Origin of the sequence: Mesorhizobium sp. M1338, from assembly GCF_040318045.1 — a bacterium.
In the GTDB taxonomy this organism is placed as follows: Bacteria; Pseudomonadota; Alphaproteobacteria; order Rhizobiales; family Rhizobiaceae; genus Mesorhizobium.
In genome coordinates this window covers 254810-275498 of the sequence record NZ_JAMYLL010000001.1, presented here as the reverse complement: position 1 = coordinate 275498, position 20689 = coordinate 254810, and the positions used below count along the sequence as shown (strand labels likewise).

Here is a 20689-nt window from a genome sequence, read left to right as displayed (position 1 = left end):
TTCGGGCGCGCAAAGGACACTGTAGCGATCTGCCAGGGATGGAGGAAACGATTGGCTTCGGCTGCGCGCATCGCAGGGCTTGTTCGTCGCATGCCGGTGCTCATTCTGGCCGTAATCGTGCTCGCCGTCGGTATGGCCGGCGCCTTTCATGCACCGGCCATGGCGCAGGAGCAGCAAGACCGCGGCTGGTCGTTGCGCGACCTTCTGTTCCCGCGCCGCAGCGAGCGGTTCGAGCCGCCGCTGGATATCCAGAAGGCAAGGCCCAGGCCCAAGGTGAAAAAACCCCGGACGCCGCGCCCGCCCGCGGAACCGGAAACCCCTGTGGTCGAAAAGGCGCCGGATGCCCGCACCGTCCTGGTGGTCGGTGACTTCATGGCGGCCGGTCTCGCCGAAGGCCTCGACACCGCCTTTGCCGAGAATGCCGGCGTCAGGATCGTCGTTCGCGGCAATGGTTCGTCCGGCTTCGTGCGTGACGACTTCTACAACTGGCCCGAACAGATCAAGTCGTTGATCGAGACCGAAAAACCCGCCGCCGTGATCGTCATGCTGGGCTCCAACGACCGCCAACAGATGAAAATCGGCGACGTCCGCGAACAGCCGCGGTCCGAAACCTGGACCAAGGAATATGAGCGTCGCACCGACGCGTTCGGCAAAGCCATTACGGAGGCCAAGGTGCCTTTCCTTTGGGTCGGCATGCCGGCCTTTCGGGTACAGAAGATGACCTCCGACATGCTTGCCTTCAACGACATCTACCGTCAGGCCGCCGAAAGCCATGGTGGCGAATTCGTCGATATCTGGGACGGCTTCGTCGATGAGAACGGTGCCTTCGTCACCAGCGGCCCCGATATCAATGGCCAGCCGGTGCGACTGCGCGCCGATGACGGCATCAACGTCTCGAAGGCAGGCAAGCGCAAGCTTGCCTTCTATGCCGAAAAGCCGCTGTTGAAGATCCTCGGACTGACCGCGCCGGGGAGTGTGGTCACGGCATCCGCCCCGGCCGGCGCTCCCGTGGAGGCGCCGGCGCCGGCCGCGGCCCCCATTGTCATCGACCGAACCGCACCGATGCTGCTCAGTGATCCGGCACTCGATGGCGGCACCGAGCTGCTTGGCGCGGCACCGCTGGCGAAGGCTAATCCGGACCTGCCGGGTGAAAAGCTAGTAATCGAGGGCAAGGCACCAAATGCCTCGCCCGGCCGCGCCGACGATTTCTCCTGGCCGCCGAAGGCTGCCATCGCGACCGACACCACGACCGCGATCAATCGGTGAATGGTGAATGGTGAATGGTGAATGGGAGGATATCTTCACTATTCACTATTCACTATTCACCACGGCAGAACGCTCGATCCCATCAGCGCCTCGTCGATCGAGCGTGCCGCCTGGCGGCCCTCACGGATCGCCCAGACGACCAGCGACTGGCCGCGACGCACGTCGCCCGCCGCATAGAGCCTGTCGACGCTGGTCCTGTAGTCACGGTCGTTGGCCTCGACATTCCTGGAGCGGCGGTTGTCGGTGACGATCTTCATCTCACCGTCCAGCTCAGTCGCCACACCAGCCTTCGCCGGACCAGCAAAGCCGATGGCGATGAAGGCGAGATCGGCGCGGATGACGAATTCGGTGCCGACGATCGGCTTGCGCTTGTCGTCGACCTCGCAGCACTTGACGCCGGTCAACTGGCCTTCCTCGCCGATGAATTCGAGCGTTGCCACCTGGAATTCGCGCTCCGCGCCTTCGGCCTGCGAGGACGAGGTGCGCATCTTGGTTGCCCAGTAGGGCCAGACCGAAAGCTTGTCTTCCTTCTCCGGCGGCTGCGGACGGATGTCGAGCTGGGTAACACGCACGGCACCCTGGCGGAAGGCGGTGCCGACGCAGTCGGACGCGGTATCGCCGCCGCCGACGACGACGACATGCTGGCCGCCGGCGATGATCGGATGCGACGGCCACGCCACAGACTGGATCGGTTCGCCGCCGATACGCCTGTTCTGCTGCACCAGGTACGGCATCGCGTCATGCACGCCGCCGAGATCATCGCCGGGAATGCCGGCCGCACGCGGCGTTTCCGACCCGCCGCAATAGAGCACGGCATCATGTTCGACCAGCAGCTCGGCAACCGGCTTGTCGACACCGACATTGACGCCGCAATGGAAGGTGACGCCCTCGCCCTGCATCTGCTCGATCCGGCGGTCGATATAGTGCTTCTCGATCTTGAAGTCGGGAATGCCGTAGCGCATCAGCCCGCCGGGCCGGCTTTCGCGCTCATAGACATGGACGTCGTGGCCGGCGCGGCCGAGCTGCTGGGCAGCCGCCATGCCGGCCGGGCCGGAGCCGATGACGGCGACACGCTTGCCGGTCTTCTTCTCTGGCGGATAAGGCCTGATATGGCCGGTTTCATAGGCCTTGTCGGCGATCGCCTGCTCCACCGTCTTGATGGCGACGGGAATGTCCTCGAGGTTCAGCGTGCAGGCTTCCTCGCAGGGCGCGGGGCAGATGCGGCCGGTGAACTCCGGGAAATTGTTGGTCGAGTGCAGGTTGCGGATCGCGTTGTCCCAGTCGCCATTGTAGACGAGGTCGTTCCAGTCGGGGATCTGGTTGTGGATCGGGCAGCCTGTCGGCCCGTGACAGTACGGAATGCCGCAATCCATGCAGCGCGCGGCCTGTTTCTCGACCTCCTTGTCCGACATCGGCAGCGTGAATTCACGGAAATGCCGGATGCGGTCGGAGGCCGGCTGGTACTTGTGCACCTGCCGGTCGATTTCGAGAAAGCCTGTTACCTTGCCCATAGTCCAGTTCCTGCTGTCCAGATGGTGCGGTTTTCGCCGCACCCGTTAACCTCTTGAGGCAGCCATGGCAACCTTTCGCACGAGGTCAAACTATCGATGAAGATGGGCCGGGAAACCTGGGCCTCCCGGCAATTCCAATCTATTCCGCCGCCACGCCCATGCGCATGCGTTCCATCTCGATCAGCGCGCGACGGTATTCGACCGGCATGATCTTGCGGAATTTCGGCCGGAATGTCGTCCAGTCGTCGAGGATCTCGCGACCGCGCACCGAACCGGTGTAGTGAACATGGTTCGAGATCAGCTGGTAGAGCCGCTCCTCGTCATGGCTGGTCATGTCGCCGGACACGTCGACGCGACCCTTGTGATCAAGGTCGCCGCCATGGTGCAGCAGCCTTTCCATCAAATCGTCTTCTTCCGGAACCGGTTCCAGCTCGACCATCGCCATGTTGCAACGCTCCGCGAAATCGCCGGCCTCGTCGAGCACATAGGCGACGCCACCCGACATGCCGGCGGCGAAGTTGCGGCCGGTCTGGCCGATGACGACGACGATGCCGCCGGTCATGTACTCGCAACCATGGTCGCCGACGCCTTCGACGACAGCCGCCACGCCCGAATTGCGCACGGCGAAACGCTCCCCGGCGACACCGGCGAAATAGGCCTCGCCCTCGGTCGCGCCATAGAGCACCGTGTTGCCGACGATGATGGAGTCCGCCGCGACGATCTTGGCCTCTTCCGGCGGCCGGATGACGATGCGGCCGCCCGACAGGCCCTTGCCGACATAGTCGTTGCCGGCGCCGACAAGCTCGAACGAAATGCCGCGCGCCAGGAAGGCGCCGAAGGACTGGCCGGCGGTACCGGTGAGCTTCACCGAGATCGTGTCCTCGCGCAGGCCCTTGTGCTTGAAGCGCTTGGCCACTTCGCCCGACAGCATGGCGCCGGTCGAGCGGTCGACATTGCGGATGTCGACCTCGATCTTGACCGGCTGCTTGCTTTCGAGCGCCGGCTTGGCCAGTTCGATCAGCTTGCGGTCGAGCACGTCGTCGATCGGATGCTTCTGCCGCTCGGTCCAATGCACCGCTTCATGCGGCGCATCCGGCTTGAAGAACATCTTCGAGAAATCGAGCCCGCGTGCCTTCCAGTGCACGATCAGGTCGCGCTTTTCCAGCAGGTCGGTGTCGCCGATGATCTGGTCGATATGGGTGTAGCCCATCTCGGCAAGCAGACCGCGAACCTCTTCCGCCACGTAGAAGAAGAAGTTGATGACGTGCTCGGGCGTACCCTTGAAGCGCTTGCGCAGCACCGGATCCTGCGTCGCGACGCCGACCGGGCAGGTGTTGAGATGGCACTTGCGCATCATGATGCAGCCGGCCGCGATCAGCGGCGCGGTCGAGAAGCCGAACTCGTCGGCGCCGAGCAGCGCGCCGATGATGACATCGCGGCCGGTGCGCAAGCCGCCGTCGACCTGCAGCGCAACGCGTGACCGCAAGCCGTTCAGAACCAACGTCTGGTGCGTCTCGGCGAGGCCCATTTCCCACGGGCTGCCGGCATGCTTGAGCGAGGTCAGCGGCGAGGCACCGGTACCGCCATCATAGCCGGAGATGGTGATGTGGTCGGCGCGCGCCTTGGCGACGCCCGCCGCAACCGTGCCGACGCCGACTTCCGACACCAGCTTGACCGACACGTCGGCCGCCGGGTTGACGTTCTTCAGATCGTAGATCAGCTGTGCCAGATCCTCGATCGAATAGATGTCGTGATGCGGCGGCGGCGAAATCAGGCCGACGCCCGGCGTCGAATGCCGGACCTTGGCGATGGTCGCGTCGACCTTGTGGCCGGGCAGCTGGCCGCCCTCGCCGGGCTTGGCACCCTGCGCCACCTTGATCTGCATCATGTCGGAATTGACGAGGTATTCGGCCGTGACGCCGAAACGCCCGGAGGCGATCTGCTTGATCGCCGAGCGTTCGGGGTTCTTGCCGCCGCCAGGCAGCGGCAGATAGCGGTCGGCCTCTTCGCCGCCCTCACCGGTGTTCGACTTGCCGCCGATCTGGTTCATGGCGCGCGCCAGCGTCGTGTGCGCCTCGCGTGAGATCGAGCCGAACGACATCGCCCCGGTCGAGAACCGCTTGACGATGTCGGCCGCCGACATGACGTCGTCGAGCGCGACCTTCTTTCGGCCAGTCTCCTCGGCCAGCTTGAGCCTGAACAGGCCGCGAATGGTCTGTGCGCGGGCCGTCTCGCTGTCGATCTGGGCGGAATAGTCCTTGAACGTCTCCCACGATCCCTGGCGCACGGCGTGCTGCAATGTGGCGACCGCGTCGGGCGACCATATATGCGCCTCGCCGCGCATGCGGAACATGTATTCGCCGCCGACCTCGAGGCTGTTGCGCAGCACCGGGTCGTTGCCGAAACCGTCATCGTGGCGGCTGAGCGTCTCGGTCGCGATCTCGTCCAGCCCGACGCCTTCGATCAGCGTCGCTGTGCCGGTGAAATATTGCTGCACGAAATCGGTCTTCAGCCCGATGGCGTCGAAGATCTGCGCGCCGCAATAGGACTGGTAGGTCGAGATGCCCATCTTGGACATCACCTTGAGGATGCCCTTGCCGATCGACTTGATGTAGCGCGAGACGACTTCGTAGGCGTCCACTTCCTTCGGCAGCTCGCCACGCTTGTGCATGTCGAGCAGCGTGTCGAAGGCAAGGTAAGGATTGATCGCCTCGGCGCCATAGCCGGCGAGGCAGCAGAAATGATGCACCTCGCGCGGCTCGCCGGATTCGACGACGAGGCCGACCGAGGTGCGCAGCCCCTTGCGGATCAGGTGATGATGGACCGCGGCTGTCGCCAGAAGCGCCGGTATGGCGATGCGGTCCGGCCCGACCTGGCGGTCGGACAGGATGATGATGTTGTAGCCGCCGGCGACCGCCGCCTCCGCCCGCTCGCACAAGCGGTCGATGGCGCCCTGCATGCCCGCGGCCCCTTCGGCGGAGCCATAGGTGATGTCGATCGTCTTGGTGTCGAAGCGGTCCTCGGTGTGGCCGATGGAGCGGATCTTTTCGAGATCGCCATTGGTCAGGATCGGCTGGCGCACCTCGAGCCGCTTGCGGCGCGAATTGCCGACCAGGTCGAAGATGTTCGGCCGCGGCCCGATGAAGGACACAAGGCTCATCACCAGTTCCTCGCGGATCGGATCGATCGGCGGGTTGGTGACCTGGGCGAAGTTCTGTTTGAAATAGGTGTAGAGCAGCTTCGACTTGTCCGACATGGCCGAGATCGGCGTGTCGGTACCCATCGAGCCCACGGCTTCCTGGCCTGTCGTCGCCATCGGCGACATCAACAGCTTGGTGTCTTCCTGGCTGTAGCCGAACGCCTGCTGGCGATCAAGCAGGCTGACGTCCCTGCGCAGTTCGCGCGGCTCGACCGGCTTCAGATCTTCCAGGATGAGCTGCGTATTGGCGAGCCAGGTCTTGTAGGGATGCTTGGCCGCGATCTCCGACTTGAGCTCCTCGTCGGAAACGATGCGTCCCTTCTCCAGGTCGATCAGCAGCATGCGGCCAGGCTGCAGCCGCCACTTCTTGACGATCTTCTCCTCCGGCACCGGCAGCACGCCGGCTTCCGAGGCCATGATGACGCGGTCGTCGTCGGTAACGATGTAACGCGCCGGGCGCAGTCCGTTGCGGTCGAGCGTGGCGCCGATCTGGCGGCCATCTGTGAAGACCACCGCCGCCGGTCCGTCCCACGGCTCCATCAGTGCCGCATGGTATTCGTAGAAGGCCTTGCGATCGGCATCCATCAGCTTGTTGCCGGCCCAGGCTTCCGGGATCAGCATCATCATGGCGTGGCTGAGGCTGTATCCGCCCTGGAACAGGAACTCGAGCGCATTGTCGAAGCAGGCGGTATCGGATTGGCCGTCATAGGAGATCGGCCAAAGCTTCGAGATGTTGTTGCCGAACAGTTCGGAATCGACGGACGCCTGCCGCGCCGCCATCCAGTTGTTGTTGCCGCGCACGGTGTTGATCTCGCCATTGTGGGCGACCATGCGATAGGGATGCGCCAGCTTCCACGATGGGAAGGTGTTGGTCGAGAAGCGCTGGTGGACGAGGATCAGTGCCGTCTCGAAGCGTGGATCGATCAGGTCCTTGTAATAGGCACCGACCTGATAGGCCAGGAACATGCCCTTGTAGACGATCGTGCGCGCCGACAGCGACACGCAATAGGCGCCGATGTCCTTGTTGTCGTTCTCGGCATAGATGCGGCCCGATATGACCTTGCGCAGCAGATAGAGCCTGGCCTCATACTCCTCGTCGTCGGTAATGTCTGGCGTGCGTCCGATGAAGATCTGCCGGTGGAACGGCTCGGACGCCACGATATCAGCCGCCTTCGACAACGACGAATTGTCGACGGGCACGTCACGGAAACCGATGAGCGGAAGCCCCTCGGATTGCGCCGATTCGGCGATGATGTCCTCGATATGGGCGCGAAGTGCCGCGTCCTGCGGCATGAACCAATGTCCGACTCCGTACTGGCCCGCCGGTGGCAGGTCGATGCCCTGGGCCGCCATCTCCTCGCGGAAGAAACGATCGGGAAGCTGCACCAGCACGCCGGCGCCATCGCCGACCAGGGGATCGGAACCGACGGCGCCGCGATGCGTCAGGTTTTCGAGCACGGCAAGCCCGTCCTTGACGATCTGATGCGACTTCACGCCCTTCATGTTGACGATGAAGCCGACGCCGCAGGCGTCATGCTCGTTGCGCGGATCGTAGAGGCCTCGGGCGGAAAAGCCGTTGCCGGTGCGGCCAATGTTGGATCTACCGATATTGGTCAGGGACGTATTTTTGACGGCTGCCGCTTTCGTCTGCGCGGCCTGGCCGTTCGTCGCAGAGTGCGTCATGTCCGTCATCTCCTGTCCTCCGTTCCCAGCCCGTCGGGCGCTGGTTTGCCTCGGCAAGCGCTTGGCTCACCCTGATCCTTGCGGCACGTCTTGCGAAATCCTTGCCGGACCAGGCGGCTTTCCACATGGTTCGTATCGTACAGGCCAGATTGAGGCCGTCCACCTGTCGCTCGCGGCAACAGCCGGAGAGGCCCAAATGATACGCCAATCCAGCTCGTTTTGTGCGACAAAATAAGACAGCACTACTGTCCTAAATTTTTATGACAGAAATTCCGGACGCATACAAGACCGATTCACAAAAAACTTGGGCCTTTCGCGACAGAAAATTACGTGAAGTCGGGTAAAAACGTAAGGTTCAGTCGCCAATCTCTGCCCTGCCGGCCTGGCTGGCGTTACCGATTTTCCGGCGTCTGGCCCCTTGCGATCAGCACGCGAAACCGGTCAACTTCAGGCTGACTTCCCCAAACCCCGATTTCCCCAAAACCCCGATTCCCTAGACATAGGCAGATGCATGTTCTTCGCTTCCGACAATTGGGCAGGCGCCCATCCCAATATCGTTGCTGGCCTGTCGGCCAATGCCGGCGGCTTTTCCAACGCCTATGGCGACGGTGCGCTCGACAAGGCAGTCTATCAGCGATTCAATGAGATTTTCGAACGCGAGGTCGCGGTGTTCTTCGTCGCAACCGGCACTGCCGCCAACTCGCTGGCGCTGACCGCCTATAACAAGCCTGGCGGCATCTCCTTCGCCCACCGCGAATCGCATGTCATCGAGGACGAATGCGGCGCGCCGTCATATTTTTCCGGCGGCTCGCGCCTGCATGAGATCGATGGCGCGCTTGGCAAGATCGACCCGCACAATCTGGAACGGACCATCGGCCGTTTCGCGCCCGAAATCGTCCATTGGGGACGGCCGATGGCCGTTTCGATCACCCAGTCGACCGAGGTCGGCACTATCTACGGGCTGAATGAGATCGCGACGATCTCGGTGATCGCCAAACGACATTCGGTGCCCCTGCACATGGATGGCGCCCGCTTCGCCAACGCGCTCGTCGCGCTCGACACGACGCCAGCCGAAATGACCTGGAAACGCGGCGTCGACATCCTCTCCTTCGGCGGCACCAAGAACGGCTGTTGGTGCGCGGAGGCGATCGTGCTGTTCGATCTCGACCGCGCCAGGGAATTGGCCTTCCTGCGCAAGCGCGCCGCCCAGCTGTTTTCGAAATCCCGCTTCGTCGCGGCGCAGTTCGAGGCCTATTTCAAGGATGGATTGTGGCTGGACACCGCCCGCCACGCCAACGCCATGGCCGCGCGCCTTGCGGCGGCGATCGAGGATTCGGCCACGGCAAAGCTGGCCTGGCTGCCGCAGGCGAATGAGGTGTTCGCGGTGATCAAGAAAGCCGACGCCGAAAAGCTGCAGGCAGCCGGCGCTGCCTTCTACGACTGGCATAAGCCACATGGCTTTGACGGCCACATCAGCGAGGACGAGCTGCTCTATCGCTTCGTCACCAGCTTCGCCACCACGGCAGGGGAAGTCGACCGCTTTGGTCAGTTGATCGCTTGATAATCGATGTCCCGGACAACAAAAAAGGCGACGCCTTTCGGCGCCGCCTTTGCCTTGGGAGGCTACAGGTTTAATTGGCGGACTTGGCCTCGATCTGCTTGGCCTTGGCCGGAGCCGAGGTGATCGCAATCTTGCGCGGCTTCAGTTCCTCGGGAATGTTGCGCGTGAGGTCGACGAAGAGCAGGCCATTCTTCAGCGCGGCGCCGACAACTTCGACGTGATCGGCAAGCTGGAAGCGGCGCTCGAAAGCCCTCGAAGCGATACCGCGGTAGAGCAGTTCGGACCCTTCGCCGGTGCCCTCGTCCTTGCGCTCACCCTTCACGGTCAACACATTGCGATGGGCTTCGATCGAGATTTCCTCGTCCGAGAAGCCGGCAACCGCCATCGAGATGCGATAGGAATCCTCGCCGGTGCGCTCGATGTTGTAGGGCGGATAGGTCTGCGCGCCATCCGGCTGCGCAAGCGAATCGAGCATGGTGAAGAGACGGTCGAAGCCGACGGTCGAACGATAGAGCGGGGAAAAATCAACGTGACGCATGAGTGTTCTCCTGTTGAGCAACATGGTTTGCGTATGGCCGGTGCGAAACCCTTGAGCGGCGTTTCGGCTGGACCAGCGGCCCCAACATTGGCGGCCGCACCAGACATTTGGGGAGCGCTCGAATGCATTTCAAGATTACATCCGGTGGCAAAGAAGCCGTGCGGCTGGTGCCTTGATGAACGGCAGATGAACCGTCGCTTCGGCGCGCGTTCAGACAACCGGGGCTAAGGTGCATTCCAGGATCAAGGATTGGCGGCGCCGATTGCACAACAGGCACCGCACCGAGGCCGACCGGGTGTCAACGTCCCTTCCTCCCGGATCGACAGAGGCCGGAAGCATGCTTTCAAGCGGCTTCCGGCCTTCCCCGTTGCAGCCTCCGTTGCCGTGAATTGCTTTGCTTTTGGCGCATGGGCGTCTATCACCTTAGCGAGCCGGCCGGCACAGGCAGGCATGCGAGACGCCAAGCACGAAGCGCCGAATGACGGATCTTTTCAACGACAACCCCCTTTTTCACGAAATTGAGGGCAATCCGCGGCCGGAAAACGCTTCCGGCGGCTTCTTCACCACGCGCGAAGGCAAGAAGATCCGCTACGGCCTGTTCGGCGCGGTCGCTCGCCCGATGAAGGGCACCGTGGTCCTGCTGTCTGGCCGCAACGAGTGCATCGAGAAATATTTCGAAACCATCCGCAACCTCGCCGATCGCGGCTTTGGCGTCGCCACCCTCGACTGGCGCGGCCAGGGCGATTCCGACCGGCTGATCCGCGATCGCCAGCGCGGCTATGTCAGGAGCTTCGGCGACTATACCGCGGACCTCGAACAGTTCTTCGAGGAGATCGTGCTGCCCGACTGCCGGGGTCCCTACTACATCCTGGCGCATTCGGCGGGCGCATTGATCACCCTGCTTGCCGCGCGGTCGATGGTGAACCGCGTGCGGCGCATGGTGCTGATCGCGCCCTTCCTGACGCTGCCCGATCTGCCGGTCTCGATATCGACGGTTCGCCGCGTGTGTTCGCTGTTTTGCGCTGTCGGCCTCGGCCGGCTCTATGCCGCCTGGGGCCCGCGGCCGAAGGTGACGGCCCCGTTCGAGACCAACAAGCTGACGAGCGACCCGGTGCGCTATCGGCGCAACACGCGGATCTACGAAGAGTACCCGCAACTGGCACTTGGGGGCCCCACGATCCGCTGGCTGCGGGCAGCCGCGAAAGCCTCTGAAGCCGTCAGCGACCCCGACTTCATGGCTCGGATCCAGATTCCGCTGCTGATAATCGCCGCCGGCGCCGACCAGGTCGTCTCGACCAGGGCCGTGGAAGCCTACGCCAGGCGTCTGCGGCTCGGTTCGCTGCTGATGATCGACGGTTCCCGTCACGAAATCCTGCAGGAAGCCGACATCTACCGTGAGCAGTTGCTCGCCGCCTTCGATGCCTTCATTCCCGGCAGCGACGACCCGACTGCCTGATAAGCGCCGATCGCTGGCTGTCACGGCGCTGGACATTGGCTGACATTGCCGCCGAGGTCGGCGTCTCGCCGGTCTATCTGACGCAAGTCTTCCAGCAGGTCGAGGCCATGCCGCTCTACCGCTACCATCTGCGCCTGCGGCTGGCGCGCGCGCTCTCCAGCCACAGCCATTTCAGTTCCGCTTTCAGACAGGTTTACGGCCGCACGCCAGCGGAATTCCAGCGCTCGATAAGGTCGCGCTGAAATATAATATCAGCCGCGCAAGGCGGCCATGGCAGCCGCGTGAAGCTCCGGCGTTGCTGCGGCGAGCACGTCACCGCCCTGTTCCGCTGGTCCGCCATCGAATGTGGTGACGACACCACCGGCCTTCTCGATGATCGGGATCAGCGCCACGATGTCGTAGGGCTTCAAACCGGGATCGGCGACGATATCGACGCTTCCCGACGCGATCATGGCAAAGGCGTAGCAATCGGTGCCGTAGCGAGCGAGCTGAACCTGTTTCTCGAACTGGTCGTAGCGATTGCGCGCCTCGTCCTTGAACAGTGCCGGCGTGGTGGTGAATAGCGTCGCCTCGGCCAGCTTCGTCGTCTTGCGGGTTGTCAGTTTTCGCGGACCGCCTGGACCCTCATAGTGAGAGCCGGAGGCGTTGGCGTAGAAAAGCTCACCGGTGAAGGGCTGTGACATCATGCCGGCCACAGCATCGCCATCTACCGTCAGCCCAACCAGCGTCCCCCATACCGGCAGGCCGGAAATGAAGGCGCGGGTGCCGTCGATCGGGTCGATCACCCAGACATGCCGGCTCGAAATGTTCTCGCTACCGTGCTCCTCGCCGAGGATACCATGGTCGGGATACCGCGCCGATATCAGCGTCCGGATGGCGCGCTCAGCCTCGCGATCGGCCTCGGTGACCGGGTCGAAACTGCCCTTTTCCTTGTTGGCGACAGTCCCCTGGCTACGAAAGCGCGGCAAGGTCTCCGCCGCCGCTGCCTGCGCGATGCGGCGCATGAAATCGATGCTGATGTCCAACTGATTCTCCCGCATTGCAGCATGCTCAAGCCGTGCTCTGCCGCCAATTTTGTGCCAAAACAAGGGTGTTCGACGATTTTTCCGCAGCGCCATCTGTTGCCTGGATGTCACACAAGCACCGTCGAAACGCAATTTCCACATCAGAGTGAATTAAAAAAGCCTGAAGGTCGCTTGACATTTGTGCAGCGCACAATACCCTCATCCTCGGACAGGTTTTCCTGTCCATGCCCTCCTTGGGCGTTTCCTCCCTAGACTTCGACCGTATCGTGCAAACGATGCGGTCTTTTTTTACGCCGCGATTTCCAATGCATGTCGCCCAAAAGCATGGGGCAACGACATGCATACAAGGCGGATTTCACTCCGCGGCCAGTGGCAGGTCGACGAAATGATGGTCGGGCATCGACATCAGGTCGGCTGAAAATCGCGTCAAATCGTCGGCCAGAGCGTCGAAGCCGGCGGCCTTCTCGAATGTCCGCTCGTTCATGTAGAGCCCGCGATTGACCTCGATCTGCAGCGCATGCAGATGGCGCGCCGGGCGGCCATAGTGCTCGGTGATGAAGCCGCCGGCATAGGGCTTGTTGTGGGCGACGGTATAGCCCATGGCGGTGAGCAGGCCGATCGCGGTCTCGGTCAGGGCCGCGGCGGCCGAGATGCCGAAACGATCGCCGATGATGAAGTCGGGCCGCACGCCGCTGTCGCCGACACGAATGCTCGCCGGCATCGAGTGGCAATCGATCAGCACGGCGAAGCCGAAACGCGCATGAGTCCTGGTCAAAAGCCGCTTCAGCGTCTCATGATAAGGCTTGTAGACGGCCTCGATGCGGGCGACCGCTTCGGCCAGCGGCAAGCGGCCGGGATAGATATCGAGCCCCTCGCCGACCAACTTCGGCACCGTGCCAAGTCCACCGGCCACCCGCGCCGAGCGGATATTGCAGAAGGACGGCACCGGCTCGGCGAACATACGCGGATCGAGCTCCCACGGCTCGCGGTTGACGTCGAGATAGGCCCGCGGGAAATTCGCCGCCAGCATCGGTGCGCCGAGCGCGACGGCGCCGCCGAACAGCTCATCGACGTAACAGTCTTCCGATCGGCGGATGGCGTTGCGGTCCAGCCTCGCCATGGCCAGGAAGCGTTCTGGATAGTGGCGGCCGCTATGCGGTGAGTTGAAGAGGAAGGGGGAGGGGACGCGCTGCTCGGCGCCCAACCGGATTTCGAAGGGTGGAAAGACCGAAAAATCCTCGGCTGCCGTCTTCAATTTGAACGAACCCGAAAACACCAGTGCATCATCATGTGAAAGTGCCACCTTGCTGGCCGCGTGTCCAGCATTTCAGCGGCCGCGCAGCCGGGGCAAATATGGATCATCGCCTTCCGCGTTCACTTGATGTTTACCCTCACCTCCTCATATACAGGATGGTTAACGGGCTTGCCCAACGGCAACCTCGGGCGGGTGATTCGGACGGGATATCATGGCACGCATTCTTCTGGCGGAAGACGACGACGATATGCGTCGGTTCCTCGTCAAGGCGCTTGAGCGCGCGGGTTACCAGGTTAGCGATTTCGACAATGGCGCCAGCGCCTATGAGCGGCTGCGCGAGGAGCCGTTCTCGCTGCTGCTGACCGACATCGTCATGCCGGAGATGGATGGCATCGAGCTGGCACGCCGCGCCACCGAGATAGATCCTGATTTGAAAGTCATGTTCATCACCGGTTTCGCCGCCGTTGCGCTGAACCCGGATTCCAAGGCACCGAAAGACGCCAAGGTGCTGTCGAAGCCGTTCCACCTGCGCGACCTCGTCAACGAGGTCGAGAAGATGCTGCACGCGGCCTGAGCCGCTTTCCAAGCGAGGCGCCGCACCTCTTCGCCACTGCGGCGAGACGACGCCTTCTTTCCTTTTTCCTGCTATTGACGCGCTGGATCAAAAATGGTGTATGCGCGGCTTCGGATGGGCGTGTAGCTCAGCGGGAGAGCACTGCATTGACATTGCAGGGGTCACAGGTTCAATCCCTGTCACGCCCACCATCCAATCCAGACAGTCAGATCTTAAAGCGGCACCCTGGCCGGCTCGCCAGAGCTGGACGATTTCGTTCGCCCCAAGGGAAACTGGACGTTGGCGGGCTTTTCGAGCGCAACGCGCCCGTCCCGGCGCCAACCGGAACGGGCTGCGGGCGATCAGATCATTGCGGCTCTGGATCGGGTGTATTTCCCGGCCTGTCCGGCGTGCCGCCCTTGCCTTCGCGGCAAGGCTCGCCGGTGCCGCAGCATTTGCCGTTGTAGGTTACGCCAGGCTTCTGCCTGTCGCATTCCCTGGGACTGGTTGTCTTGCAGCCGGCCAGCACCGAAACGGCGATGGCGGCCAAAAGGACGTTTCTCGAAACAGTAAACATGAGACATTCTCCTTGATGGACCATGTTTGGACACATCGCTTGGTCGCGCCTCGGGAGAAATTTGTTCAAAGAGAATTGCGCATGCCGGCGAAGATCATTTTGTGCCGCATGGCGACGAAGGGCCTCACGAGACCTCCATGCCCCGGAGCTATTGTTTGAAGCAGGCGCGGCGTTCGCGTGACAGCAAGTCCCGCACGACCGGCTACTTCGAGGGCCTCGTCGCGGACCTAGACACCCGCGACGGCGCAAAGACTTTTCATCCTGGCAACCGCCAGGTCCGGAGCGGCCAGCAATCCGGCTTGGTCGGCAAGGCGGAAGACATCGGCATAGTGACGGATGCCGCGCGCCGACTGCATGCCGCCGACCATCGCAAAATGGTCCTGATGGCCGTTCAGCCAGGCCATGAAGACGATGCCGGCCTTGTAATATTCGGTCGGCGCCTCGAAGATCTTTCGCGACAGCGGCACGGTCGGCGCCATCAATGCGTCATAGCCGGCGCGGTTCCCCTCCGCCAGTTTCGCCAGTGCTGCATTGGCGACGGGCGCGATGGCGTCGAAGATACCGAGCAGCGCATGCGAATGCCTTTGCTCGTCGCCGGCGATCAGTTCGGGGTAGTTGAAGTCGTCACCGGTGAACATGACGACGCCCTCCGGCAGGCGGTTCCTGAGCGCGACCTCCTTGCCGGCATCGAGCAGCGAGATTTTTATCCCTGCCACCTTGTCGGCGTGGCGTTCGATGATGGCGACGACTGTGTCGAGCGCGGCCTCGAAATCGCTGCTGCCCCAATAGCCCTTGAGCGCCGGATCGAACATGTCGCCCAGCCAGTGCAGGATGGCCTTGCCGGATGCCTGGGACAGGATGCGGTCGTAAACACGCGCATAGTCATCCGGGCCCTTGGCCGTCGCCGCGAGCGCCCGGCTGGCCATCATGATCGCCTTGCCGCCAAGTCCTTCGATGAAAGCGAACTGCTGCTCATAGGCGGTGATCACGTCATCGAGCGTCCTGGCAGCGGCCGGCGCCAGATGATCGGTGCCGGCGCCCGAGGCCAGGTCGGCGCCATCGATGGTACGCGCCTCGGCGATCGAGCGGCGGATCAATTCCTGCGCGTTTGTCCAGTCGAAGCCCATGCCGCGCTGCGACGTGTCCATCGCCTCGGCGATGCGGAAGCCGAGCCGCCACAGATGGCGCCGGAACGCCATCGTCCTGTCCCAGTCGACCACCGGCCTGGACCACGGATCGGTCATCGCAAGCGGATCGGCAACGACATGCGCGGCGGCATAGGCGATGCGGGAAAACCGCGCGCCGATCACAGGCTGCACCGGCTGGCCGGCAAGCGCGTAGCGGGTACTGCGGCCATCCTCACCAGGCAAGGAAATGTCCATCGATCTCTCCTTTCCCGCGCCTATTAAATGGAACGTTCCAATAAATCAAGAAGCTTTGAGATTCAGGGTTCATTCACAGGCGAATGCTGCATTGCAACACAGAAAGCCTTATAACACATGCCGTTTGAGCGCATACAGTCGATCATTCAGCACCATTGAAAAATCCGGATTGACTCGGGATCGACGCGATGATTAGAACGTTCCAATAGATTTGACCATCAAATCGGAAGGGTGCATCTGAATGGCCAGCCGGGCCAAGGCGACGATATTCGACATCGCCCGCGAAGCGGGCGTGTCCAAATCGACGGTATCGCTCGTGCTCCAGGGCAGCGGGCTGATCCGGCCTGAGACCGCAAGCAAGGTGCGCAAGGCGATCGAGGATGTCGGCTACGTCTACAACCGCGGCGCCGCCAATCTGCGCAAGGCTCACTCCAATGTCATCGGCATGGTCATCAACGATCTCACCAATCCTTTCTTCGCGGAACTGGCGGTCGGCATGGAACGCGTCTTTCAGTCGGCCGGCATCGTGCCATTCATCGCCAACACGGCGGAAAATCCGGTGCGCCAGGAAGAAGTGCTGAAGTCGCTGATGGAGCAAGGTGTCGCCGGCCTCATCGTGTCGCCGGCGCGCGGCACGACGCCGGGCGCCTTCCGCAGGATCGAGACGGCGGGCCTGCCGGTGGTCTTCGCCATGCGCCGGCTACCGGAAAGCCGCATCCCCGTGATCGCGCCCGACAATCATCGCGGTGCCTATCTCGCCACCGCTCATCTGATCGGCAAGGGACATCGCCGGCTGGTCTTCTTCGGCGGCTCGTCCGATATGGTGGTCTATCACGAGCGGCTTGGCGGATTTCGCGAAGCCTGCGAGACGCAGGGCATTGCCGCCGGTGACGCGCTTGTCGTCGAAGGCGAGACCAGCCGCAGAGGTGGTATCGCGTGCCTGGAGACCGCTCTCATGATGGCTGAACCGCCGACCGCGGCACTCTGCTTCAACGACGCCGTCGCCTTTGGCGCCATGCTGGCGCTGCGCAAGCGTGGGCTTGAGCCGGGCGCTGATTTCGCCATCGTCGGCTTCGACGACGTGGCCGAGGCCGAGCATTACATGCCGGCTCTGACCAGCGTCGCGGTGGACTCGGCGGGCCTCGGCGAACGTGCCGCCCATGTCATGCTGAAAATGATCCAGTCGCGCACCACGCGGGCCGAGGATCATATCGGCGCGGTCAATCTCGTGGTCAGGGAAAGCTGCGGCCCGGATCGCCGCGCCCGAAACAGGCCCGCGGGTTCGGGGGACGCGGCATGAGCGTCAGATGGGGGTTGATCGGCGCCAGCACGATCGCCAGACAGTTCATGATCAACGCCATCCGTGCGCAAGGCGACGGCGAGATCGCGGCGGTGATGAGTTCCAGCCCCGAGCGCGCCACCGCCTATGCCGGGGAAAACAACATTCCGCTTGCCGTCTCGACGCTCGATGCCCTGCTCGGCGCCGACATCGACGCCGTCTACATCTCGACCACCAACGAATTGCACCTCGAGCAGGCGCTCGCCGCGATCAAGGCGGGAAAGCACGTTCTGTGCGAAAAGCCACTGGCGCTGAGCAGTGCCGGTGCGCGCACGATGGTCGCTGCCGCCAGGGCCGCCGGCGTCGTACTCGGCACCAACCATCATCTGCGGAACGCCGGCGCGCATCGCGCCATGCGCGAGGCGATCGCCGCCGGCCGCATCGGCAAGCCGATCGCCGCGCGTGTCTTCCATTCCGTCTATTTGCCCGAAAGCCTGCAGGGCTGGCGCATTGCCAAGCCCGAGGCAGGCGGCGGTGTGGTGCTCGATATCACCGTGCATGACGCCGACACGCTGCGTTTCGTGCTCGGCGACGACCCGGTCGAGGTGTCTGCTTTCACCCAGTCGGCCGGCATGGCCGGCAACGGGCTGGAAGATGGCGCCATGTGCATCTGGCGCTTCAAATCGGGCGTCATTGCCCAGTCGCATGAGGGCTTCACCACCAAGTTCGCCGGCACCGGCTTCGAGGTGCATGGCTCGGAAGGCTCGCTGATTGCCGGCAATGTGATGACACAGAGGCCGGTCGGCTCGGTGATGCTTCGCACCGCGGCAGGCGAAGAGGAATTGAGCTTCGACCGCGAGGATCTTTATGCGCGCTCCGTGCGCCAGTTCCACACCGCGATCCGTGGCGAGGGTCAGCCCTCCGCCACCGGCGAGGACGGCATTTGGTCGCTGACCGCTGCCGAAGCAGCGCTGCAATCTGCCAGTTCCGGCAAGTCCGTCAAGATCGACCCGAAACTCGGGAGCATGAATTGAGCAAGGTCGTTTCCGCAGCTGAAGCCGCCGGCCTGATCAAGGATGGCATGGTCGTGTCCGTGTCCTCATCCAGCGGCCTCGGCTGCCCGGACGCCGTGCTGGCCGCCATCGGCGAGCGCTTCGATGGGGAAGGCCATCCAAAGAACATCACCACACTGCATCCTATCGCCGCCGGCGACATGTATGGCATTAGGGGTATCGACCATCTTGCCAAACCCGGCCTGCTGAAGCGCACTTTGTGCGGCTCCTATCCGTCCGGCCCCTCCTCTTCCGAGCCGCCGCAGATCTGGAAGATGATCGGCGACAATTCGGTCGCCGCCTACAACGTGCCGTCCGGCATCCTATTCGATATGCACCGCGAAGCCGCCGCCAAGCGGCCGGGCGTGCTGACCAAGGTCGGTCTCGATACCTTCGCCGACCCCCGACACCAGGGGTGCGCCATGAACGCCGCCGCCAGCGAGCCGATCGTTTCGGTGCAGCAGTTCGATGGCGAGGAATGGCTCTATTTCCGCTCGATCGTGCCTGATGTCTCGATCATCCGCGCCACCACGGCCGACGAGCGCGGCAACCTCACGTACGAGCACGAGGGCGCCTATCTCGGCGGCCTCGAACAGGCGCTCGCCGCCCGCAACAATGGCGGCGTCGTCATTGCTCAGGTCAAGCGCGTCGTCGAAAACGGCACACTGAAGCCTCATGATGTGCGCGTTCCCGGCGTGCTGGTCGACCATATCGTCGTCGCGCCCGACCAGTTGCAGACGACGCTGACGCCCTACGACCCGGCCATCTCGGGTGAAATCTTCCGGCCGCTGTCGAGCTTCCGCAATGCCGAGATGAACGTCCAGAAGGTGATCGCGCGCCGCGTCGCCATGGAGCTGCGCGACGGCATGGCCGTCAACATCGGCTTCGGCATCTCCGCCAATGTGCCGCGCATCCTTCTCGAGGAAGGCCAGCACGGCAAGGTCACCTGGGTGATCGAACAGGGCGCGGTCGGCGGCGTGCCGCTGCTCGACTTCAAATTCGGCTGCTCATCGAACGCCGACGCCTTCATGCCCTCGCCGCACCAGTTCATCTACTTCCAGGCCGGCGGCTTCGATGCCTCGCTGCTGTCCTTCCTGCAGATCGACCGCCACGGCTCGGTCAACGTCTCGAAGCTTTCGGCAAGGCCGCACGTCACCGCCGGTGCCGGCGGCTTTGTCGACATCACCGCACGGGCGAAGAAGATCGTCTTCTCCGGTTTCTTCAATGCCGGGGCCAAGCTGTCACTGGCCGATGGCGGCATCCGCATCGACGCGGAGGGCAAGGTCAAGAAGGTGGTCGCGGAGGTCGAGCACATCTCGTTCTCGGGCAAGCGCGCGGTCGCGCAGGGACAGGACATCACCTACGTCACCGAGCGCTGCGTGATGAAGCTGACGCCGGACGGGCTGGTGGTAACCGAACTCGCACCCGGCATCGATCTGCAGCGCGATGTGCTGGCGCAGGCCGAATTTCCGCTAGGCATTACCAAGGACCTCAAGACGACACCGAGCGCGCTCTACCTGGACCAGCCGATGGGCCTGTCGCTGAATGGCGCCGCCTCGCTCGGAGGCGCGCATGGCTGAGCGTCTCGTCACCTTCGAGCAGGGTGGTGCCATCGGCATCGTCACGCTGCGCCGGCCGGAGAAATTCAACGCGCTCGACATCCCGATGCTGCGGGCGCTGGAGACGGCGCTCGACGCGGCCGAGATGGCGGAAGGCGTACGCGTCGTGTTGCTGCGCGGCGAAGGCAAGGGCTTTTGCGCCGGCGGCGATGTCGAGGCCTGGGCGCGGATGAGTGCCGCCGATTTCCAGGTGCAATGGGTGCGCTATGGCCATCGCGTCTTCGACAGGCTGGCGCGGCTCAGGCAACCGACCATCGCCGTTCTGTCCGGCCATGCGCTGGGCGGCGGGCTGGAACTGGCTGTGGCTTGTGATTTCCGCGTCGCGGAAACACATGTGAAATTGGGCTTTCCCGAAACCTCGATCGGCGTTGTTCCCGGCTGGTCCGGCACGCAGCGCGCCGTGCGCCGCTTCGGTGCGCAGACGGTGCGCCGCATGGCACTGGGCGGCGAGATCTTTCTCGCCCCTGAAGCACTGGCCCTGGGTGTGGTCGACCGGGTGGTCGAGACCGGCGAGGCGCACGACGAAGCCAAGGCATGGGCCGAAAAGATCGCCGAGCGCGGTCCGCTGGCGACGGAAGCCGCCAAATTGATGATCGCTGTCGCCGAAGGCGAGGAAAGTGCCGCCGCCACTGAAGCGCTGGCCAGTGGCTTAATCGCCATGACGGGCGATCTCAAGGCCGGCGTCGGTGCTTTCAAGACCAAGCAGAAGCCGGCCTTTTCGAGATCCTAGAGG

15 protein-coding genes, 1 tRNA gene and 1 pseudogene are annotated in these 20689 nt (G+C 63.2%); 10 read left to right on the top strand and 7 right to left on the bottom strand.

Annotated elements, in window-relative coordinates; genetic code table 11:
* The first annotated feature begins 51 nt into the window (after positions 1-51).
* Positions 52-1266: an SGNH/GDSL hydrolase family protein gene (locus tag NKH19_RS01360; protein ID WP_352863275.1), complete on the top strand. Its 1215-nt coding sequence runs from the start codon at positions 52-54 to the stop codon at positions 1264-1266.
* A 56-nt stretch (positions 1267-1322) separates the two neighbouring features.
* Here the strand turns inward: NKH19_RS01360 and NKH19_RS01355 are convergent, their stop codons facing one another.
* Together NKH19_RS01355 and gltB are read right to left on the bottom strand one after the other, a co-directional pair.
* A complete protein-coding gene (locus NKH19_RS01355; RefSeq protein ID WP_352863273.1) occupies positions 1323-2777 on the bottom strand; it encodes a glutamate synthase subunit beta in 1455 nt (484 codons plus the stop codon).
* A 139-nt stretch (positions 2778-2916) separates the two neighbouring features.
* Positions 2917-7668: a glutamate synthase large subunit gene (gene gltB / locus NKH19_RS01350; protein WP_352863272.1), complete on the bottom strand. Its 4752-nt coding sequence runs from the start codon at positions 7666-7668 to the stop codon at positions 2917-2919.
* 502 nt (positions 7669-8170) lie between these two features.
* Here gltB and NKH19_RS01345 point away from each other — a divergent pair.
* The gene (locus NKH19_RS01345; protein ID WP_352863271.1) at positions 8171-9220 is read left to right on the top strand and encodes a threonine aldolase family protein; all 1050 of its coding nucleotides are present in this window, start codon (positions 8171-8173) and stop codon (positions 9218-9220) included.
* 70 nt (positions 9221-9290) lie between these two features.
* Here the strand turns inward: NKH19_RS01345 and NKH19_RS01340 are convergent, their stop codons facing one another.
* Complete coding sequence (locus NKH19_RS01340) at positions 9291-9758, bottom strand: Hsp20 family protein (protein WP_352863269.1); 468 nt, start codon at positions 9756-9758, stop codon at positions 9291-9293.
* 478 nt (positions 9759-10236) lie between these two features.
* Here NKH19_RS01340 and NKH19_RS01335 point away from each other — a divergent pair, with 478 nt between their 5' ends.
* On the top strand, positions 10237-11214 hold the full coding sequence (locus NKH19_RS01335; protein ID WP_352863267.1) for an alpha/beta fold hydrolase: 978 nt from the start codon (positions 10237-10239) through the stop codon (positions 11212-11214).
* Positions 11199-11456 (top strand): annotated as a pseudogene (locus tag NKH19_RS01330) (AraC family transcriptional regulator); the annotation flags it as partial. The gene NKH19_RS01335 and the pseudogene NKH19_RS01330, both read left to right, overlap by 16 nt.
* Positions 11457-11465: 9 nt before the next feature.
* Here the strand turns inward: NKH19_RS01330 and hisN are convergent.
* Positions 11466-12239: a histidinol-phosphatase gene (hisN, locus tag NKH19_RS01325; protein ID WP_352863266.1), complete on the bottom strand. Its 774-nt coding sequence runs from the start codon at positions 12237-12239 to the stop codon at positions 11466-11468.
* A gap of 355 nt (positions 12240-12594) precedes the next feature.
* The gene (locus tag NKH19_RS01320) at positions 12595-13542 is read right to left on the bottom strand and encodes an N-formylglutamate amidohydrolase (protein WP_352863264.1); all 948 of its coding nucleotides are present in this window, start codon (positions 13540-13542) and stop codon (positions 12595-12597) included.
* Between the two features lie 163 nt (positions 13543-13705).
* Here NKH19_RS01320 and cpdR point away from each other — a divergent pair, with 163 nt between their 5' ends.
* Together cpdR and NKH19_RS01310 are read left to right on the top strand one after the other, a co-directional pair.
* Entirely contained in the window at positions 13706-14068 is a 363-nt protein-coding gene (gene cpdR / locus NKH19_RS01315; protein WP_010911372.1) for a cell cycle two-component system response regulator CpdR, read from the top strand.
* Positions 14069-14184: 116 nt separating this feature from the next.
* Positions 14185-14259, top strand: a tRNA-Val gene (locus NKH19_RS01310).
* A 155-nt stretch (positions 14260-14414) separates the two neighbouring features.
* Here NKH19_RS01310 and NKH19_RS01305 read toward each other — a convergent pair.
* Positions 14415-14624: a hypothetical protein gene (locus tag NKH19_RS01305; protein ID WP_352863263.1), complete on the bottom strand. Its 210-nt coding sequence runs from the start codon at positions 14622-14624 to the stop codon at positions 14415-14417.
* Between the two features lie 227 nt (positions 14625-14851).
* Positions 14852-16006 (bottom strand): dihydrodipicolinate synthase family protein, encoded by a 1155-nt coding sequence (locus NKH19_RS01300; protein ID WP_352863262.1) that lies wholly within the window; start codon positions 16004-16006, stop codon positions 14852-14854.
* A 241-nt stretch (positions 16007-16247) separates the two neighbouring features.
* Between NKH19_RS01300 and NKH19_RS01295 the strand changes: the two genes are divergently transcribed.
* Genes NKH19_RS01295 through NKH19_RS01280 form a run of 4 tightly spaced genes read left to right on the top strand, consistent with a single transcriptional unit; the run spans position 16248 to position 20686 of the window.
* The gene (locus tag NKH19_RS01295) at positions 16248-17306 is read left to right on the top strand and encodes a LacI family DNA-binding transcriptional regulator (protein ID WP_352863261.1); all 1059 of its coding nucleotides are present in this window, start codon (positions 16248-16250) and stop codon (positions 17304-17306) included.
* Positions 17303-18319: a Gfo/Idh/MocA family protein gene (locus tag NKH19_RS01290; protein ID WP_352863260.1), complete on the top strand. Its 1017-nt coding sequence runs from the start codon at positions 17303-17305 to the stop codon at positions 18317-18319. The genes NKH19_RS01295 and NKH19_RS01290 overlap by 4 nt, the downstream gene beginning before the upstream one ends.
* Positions 18316-19917 carry an acyl CoA:acetate/3-ketoacid CoA transferase gene (locus tag NKH19_RS01285; RefSeq protein ID WP_352863259.1) on the top strand — a complete coding sequence of 534 codons (1602 nt, stop codon included), beginning with the start codon at positions 18316-18318 and terminating at the stop codon, positions 19915-19917. Before NKH19_RS01290 ends, NKH19_RS01285 begins: the two co-directional genes overlap by 4 nt.
* Positions 19910-20686, top strand: coding sequence for an enoyl-CoA hydratase/isomerase family protein (locus tag NKH19_RS01280; protein ID WP_352863257.1), 777 nt, complete (start codon positions 19910-19912; stop codon positions 20684-20686). Before NKH19_RS01285 ends, NKH19_RS01280 begins: the two co-directional genes overlap by 8 nt.
* The last annotated feature ends 3 nt before the right edge of the window (positions 20687-20689 follow it).

Excerpts from the sequence above, each read along its gene's own strand:
- NKH19_RS01295 (WP_352863261.1), top strand. The coding sequence starts at position 16,248 with ATGGCCAGCCGGGCCAAGGCGACGATATTCGACATCGCCCGCGAAGCG.
- NKH19_RS01305 (WP_352863263.1), bottom strand. The coding sequence starts at position 14,624 with ATGTTTACTGTTTCGAGAAACGTCCTTTTGGCCGCCATCGCCGTTTCG.
- NKH19_RS01340 (WP_352863269.1), bottom strand. The coding sequence starts at position 9,758 with ATGCGTCACGTTGATTTTTCCCCGCTCTATCGTTCGACCGTCGGCTTC.
- NKH19_RS01345 (WP_352863271.1), top strand. The coding sequence starts at position 8,171 with ATGTTCTTCGCTTCCGACAATTGGGCAGGCGCCCATCCCAATATCGTT.
- NKH19_RS01355 (WP_352863273.1), bottom strand. The coding sequence starts at position 2,777 with ATGGGCAAGGTAACAGGCTTTCTCGAAATCGACCGGCAGGTGCACAAG.
- gltB (WP_352863272.1), bottom strand. The coding sequence starts at position 7,668 with ATGACGGACATGACGCACTCTGCGACGAACGGCCAGGCCGCGCAGACG.
- NKH19_RS01290 (WP_352863260.1), top strand. The coding sequence starts at position 17,303 with ATGAGCGTCAGATGGGGGTTGATCGGCGCCAGCACGATCGCCAGACAG.
- NKH19_RS01300 (WP_352863262.1), bottom strand. The coding sequence starts at position 16,006 with ATGGACATTTCCTTGCCTGGTGAGGATGGCCGCAGTACCCGCTACGCG.
- cpdR (WP_010911372.1), top strand. The coding sequence starts at position 13,706 with ATGGCACGCATTCTTCTGGCGGAAGACGACGACGATATGCGTCGGTTC.
- NKH19_RS01335 (WP_352863267.1), top strand. The coding sequence starts at position 10,237 with ATGACGGATCTTTTCAACGACAACCCCCTTTTTCACGAAATTGAGGGC.
- NKH19_RS01280 (WP_352863257.1), top strand. The coding sequence starts at position 19,910 with ATGGCTGAGCGTCTCGTCACCTTCGAGCAGGGTGGTGCCATCGGCATC.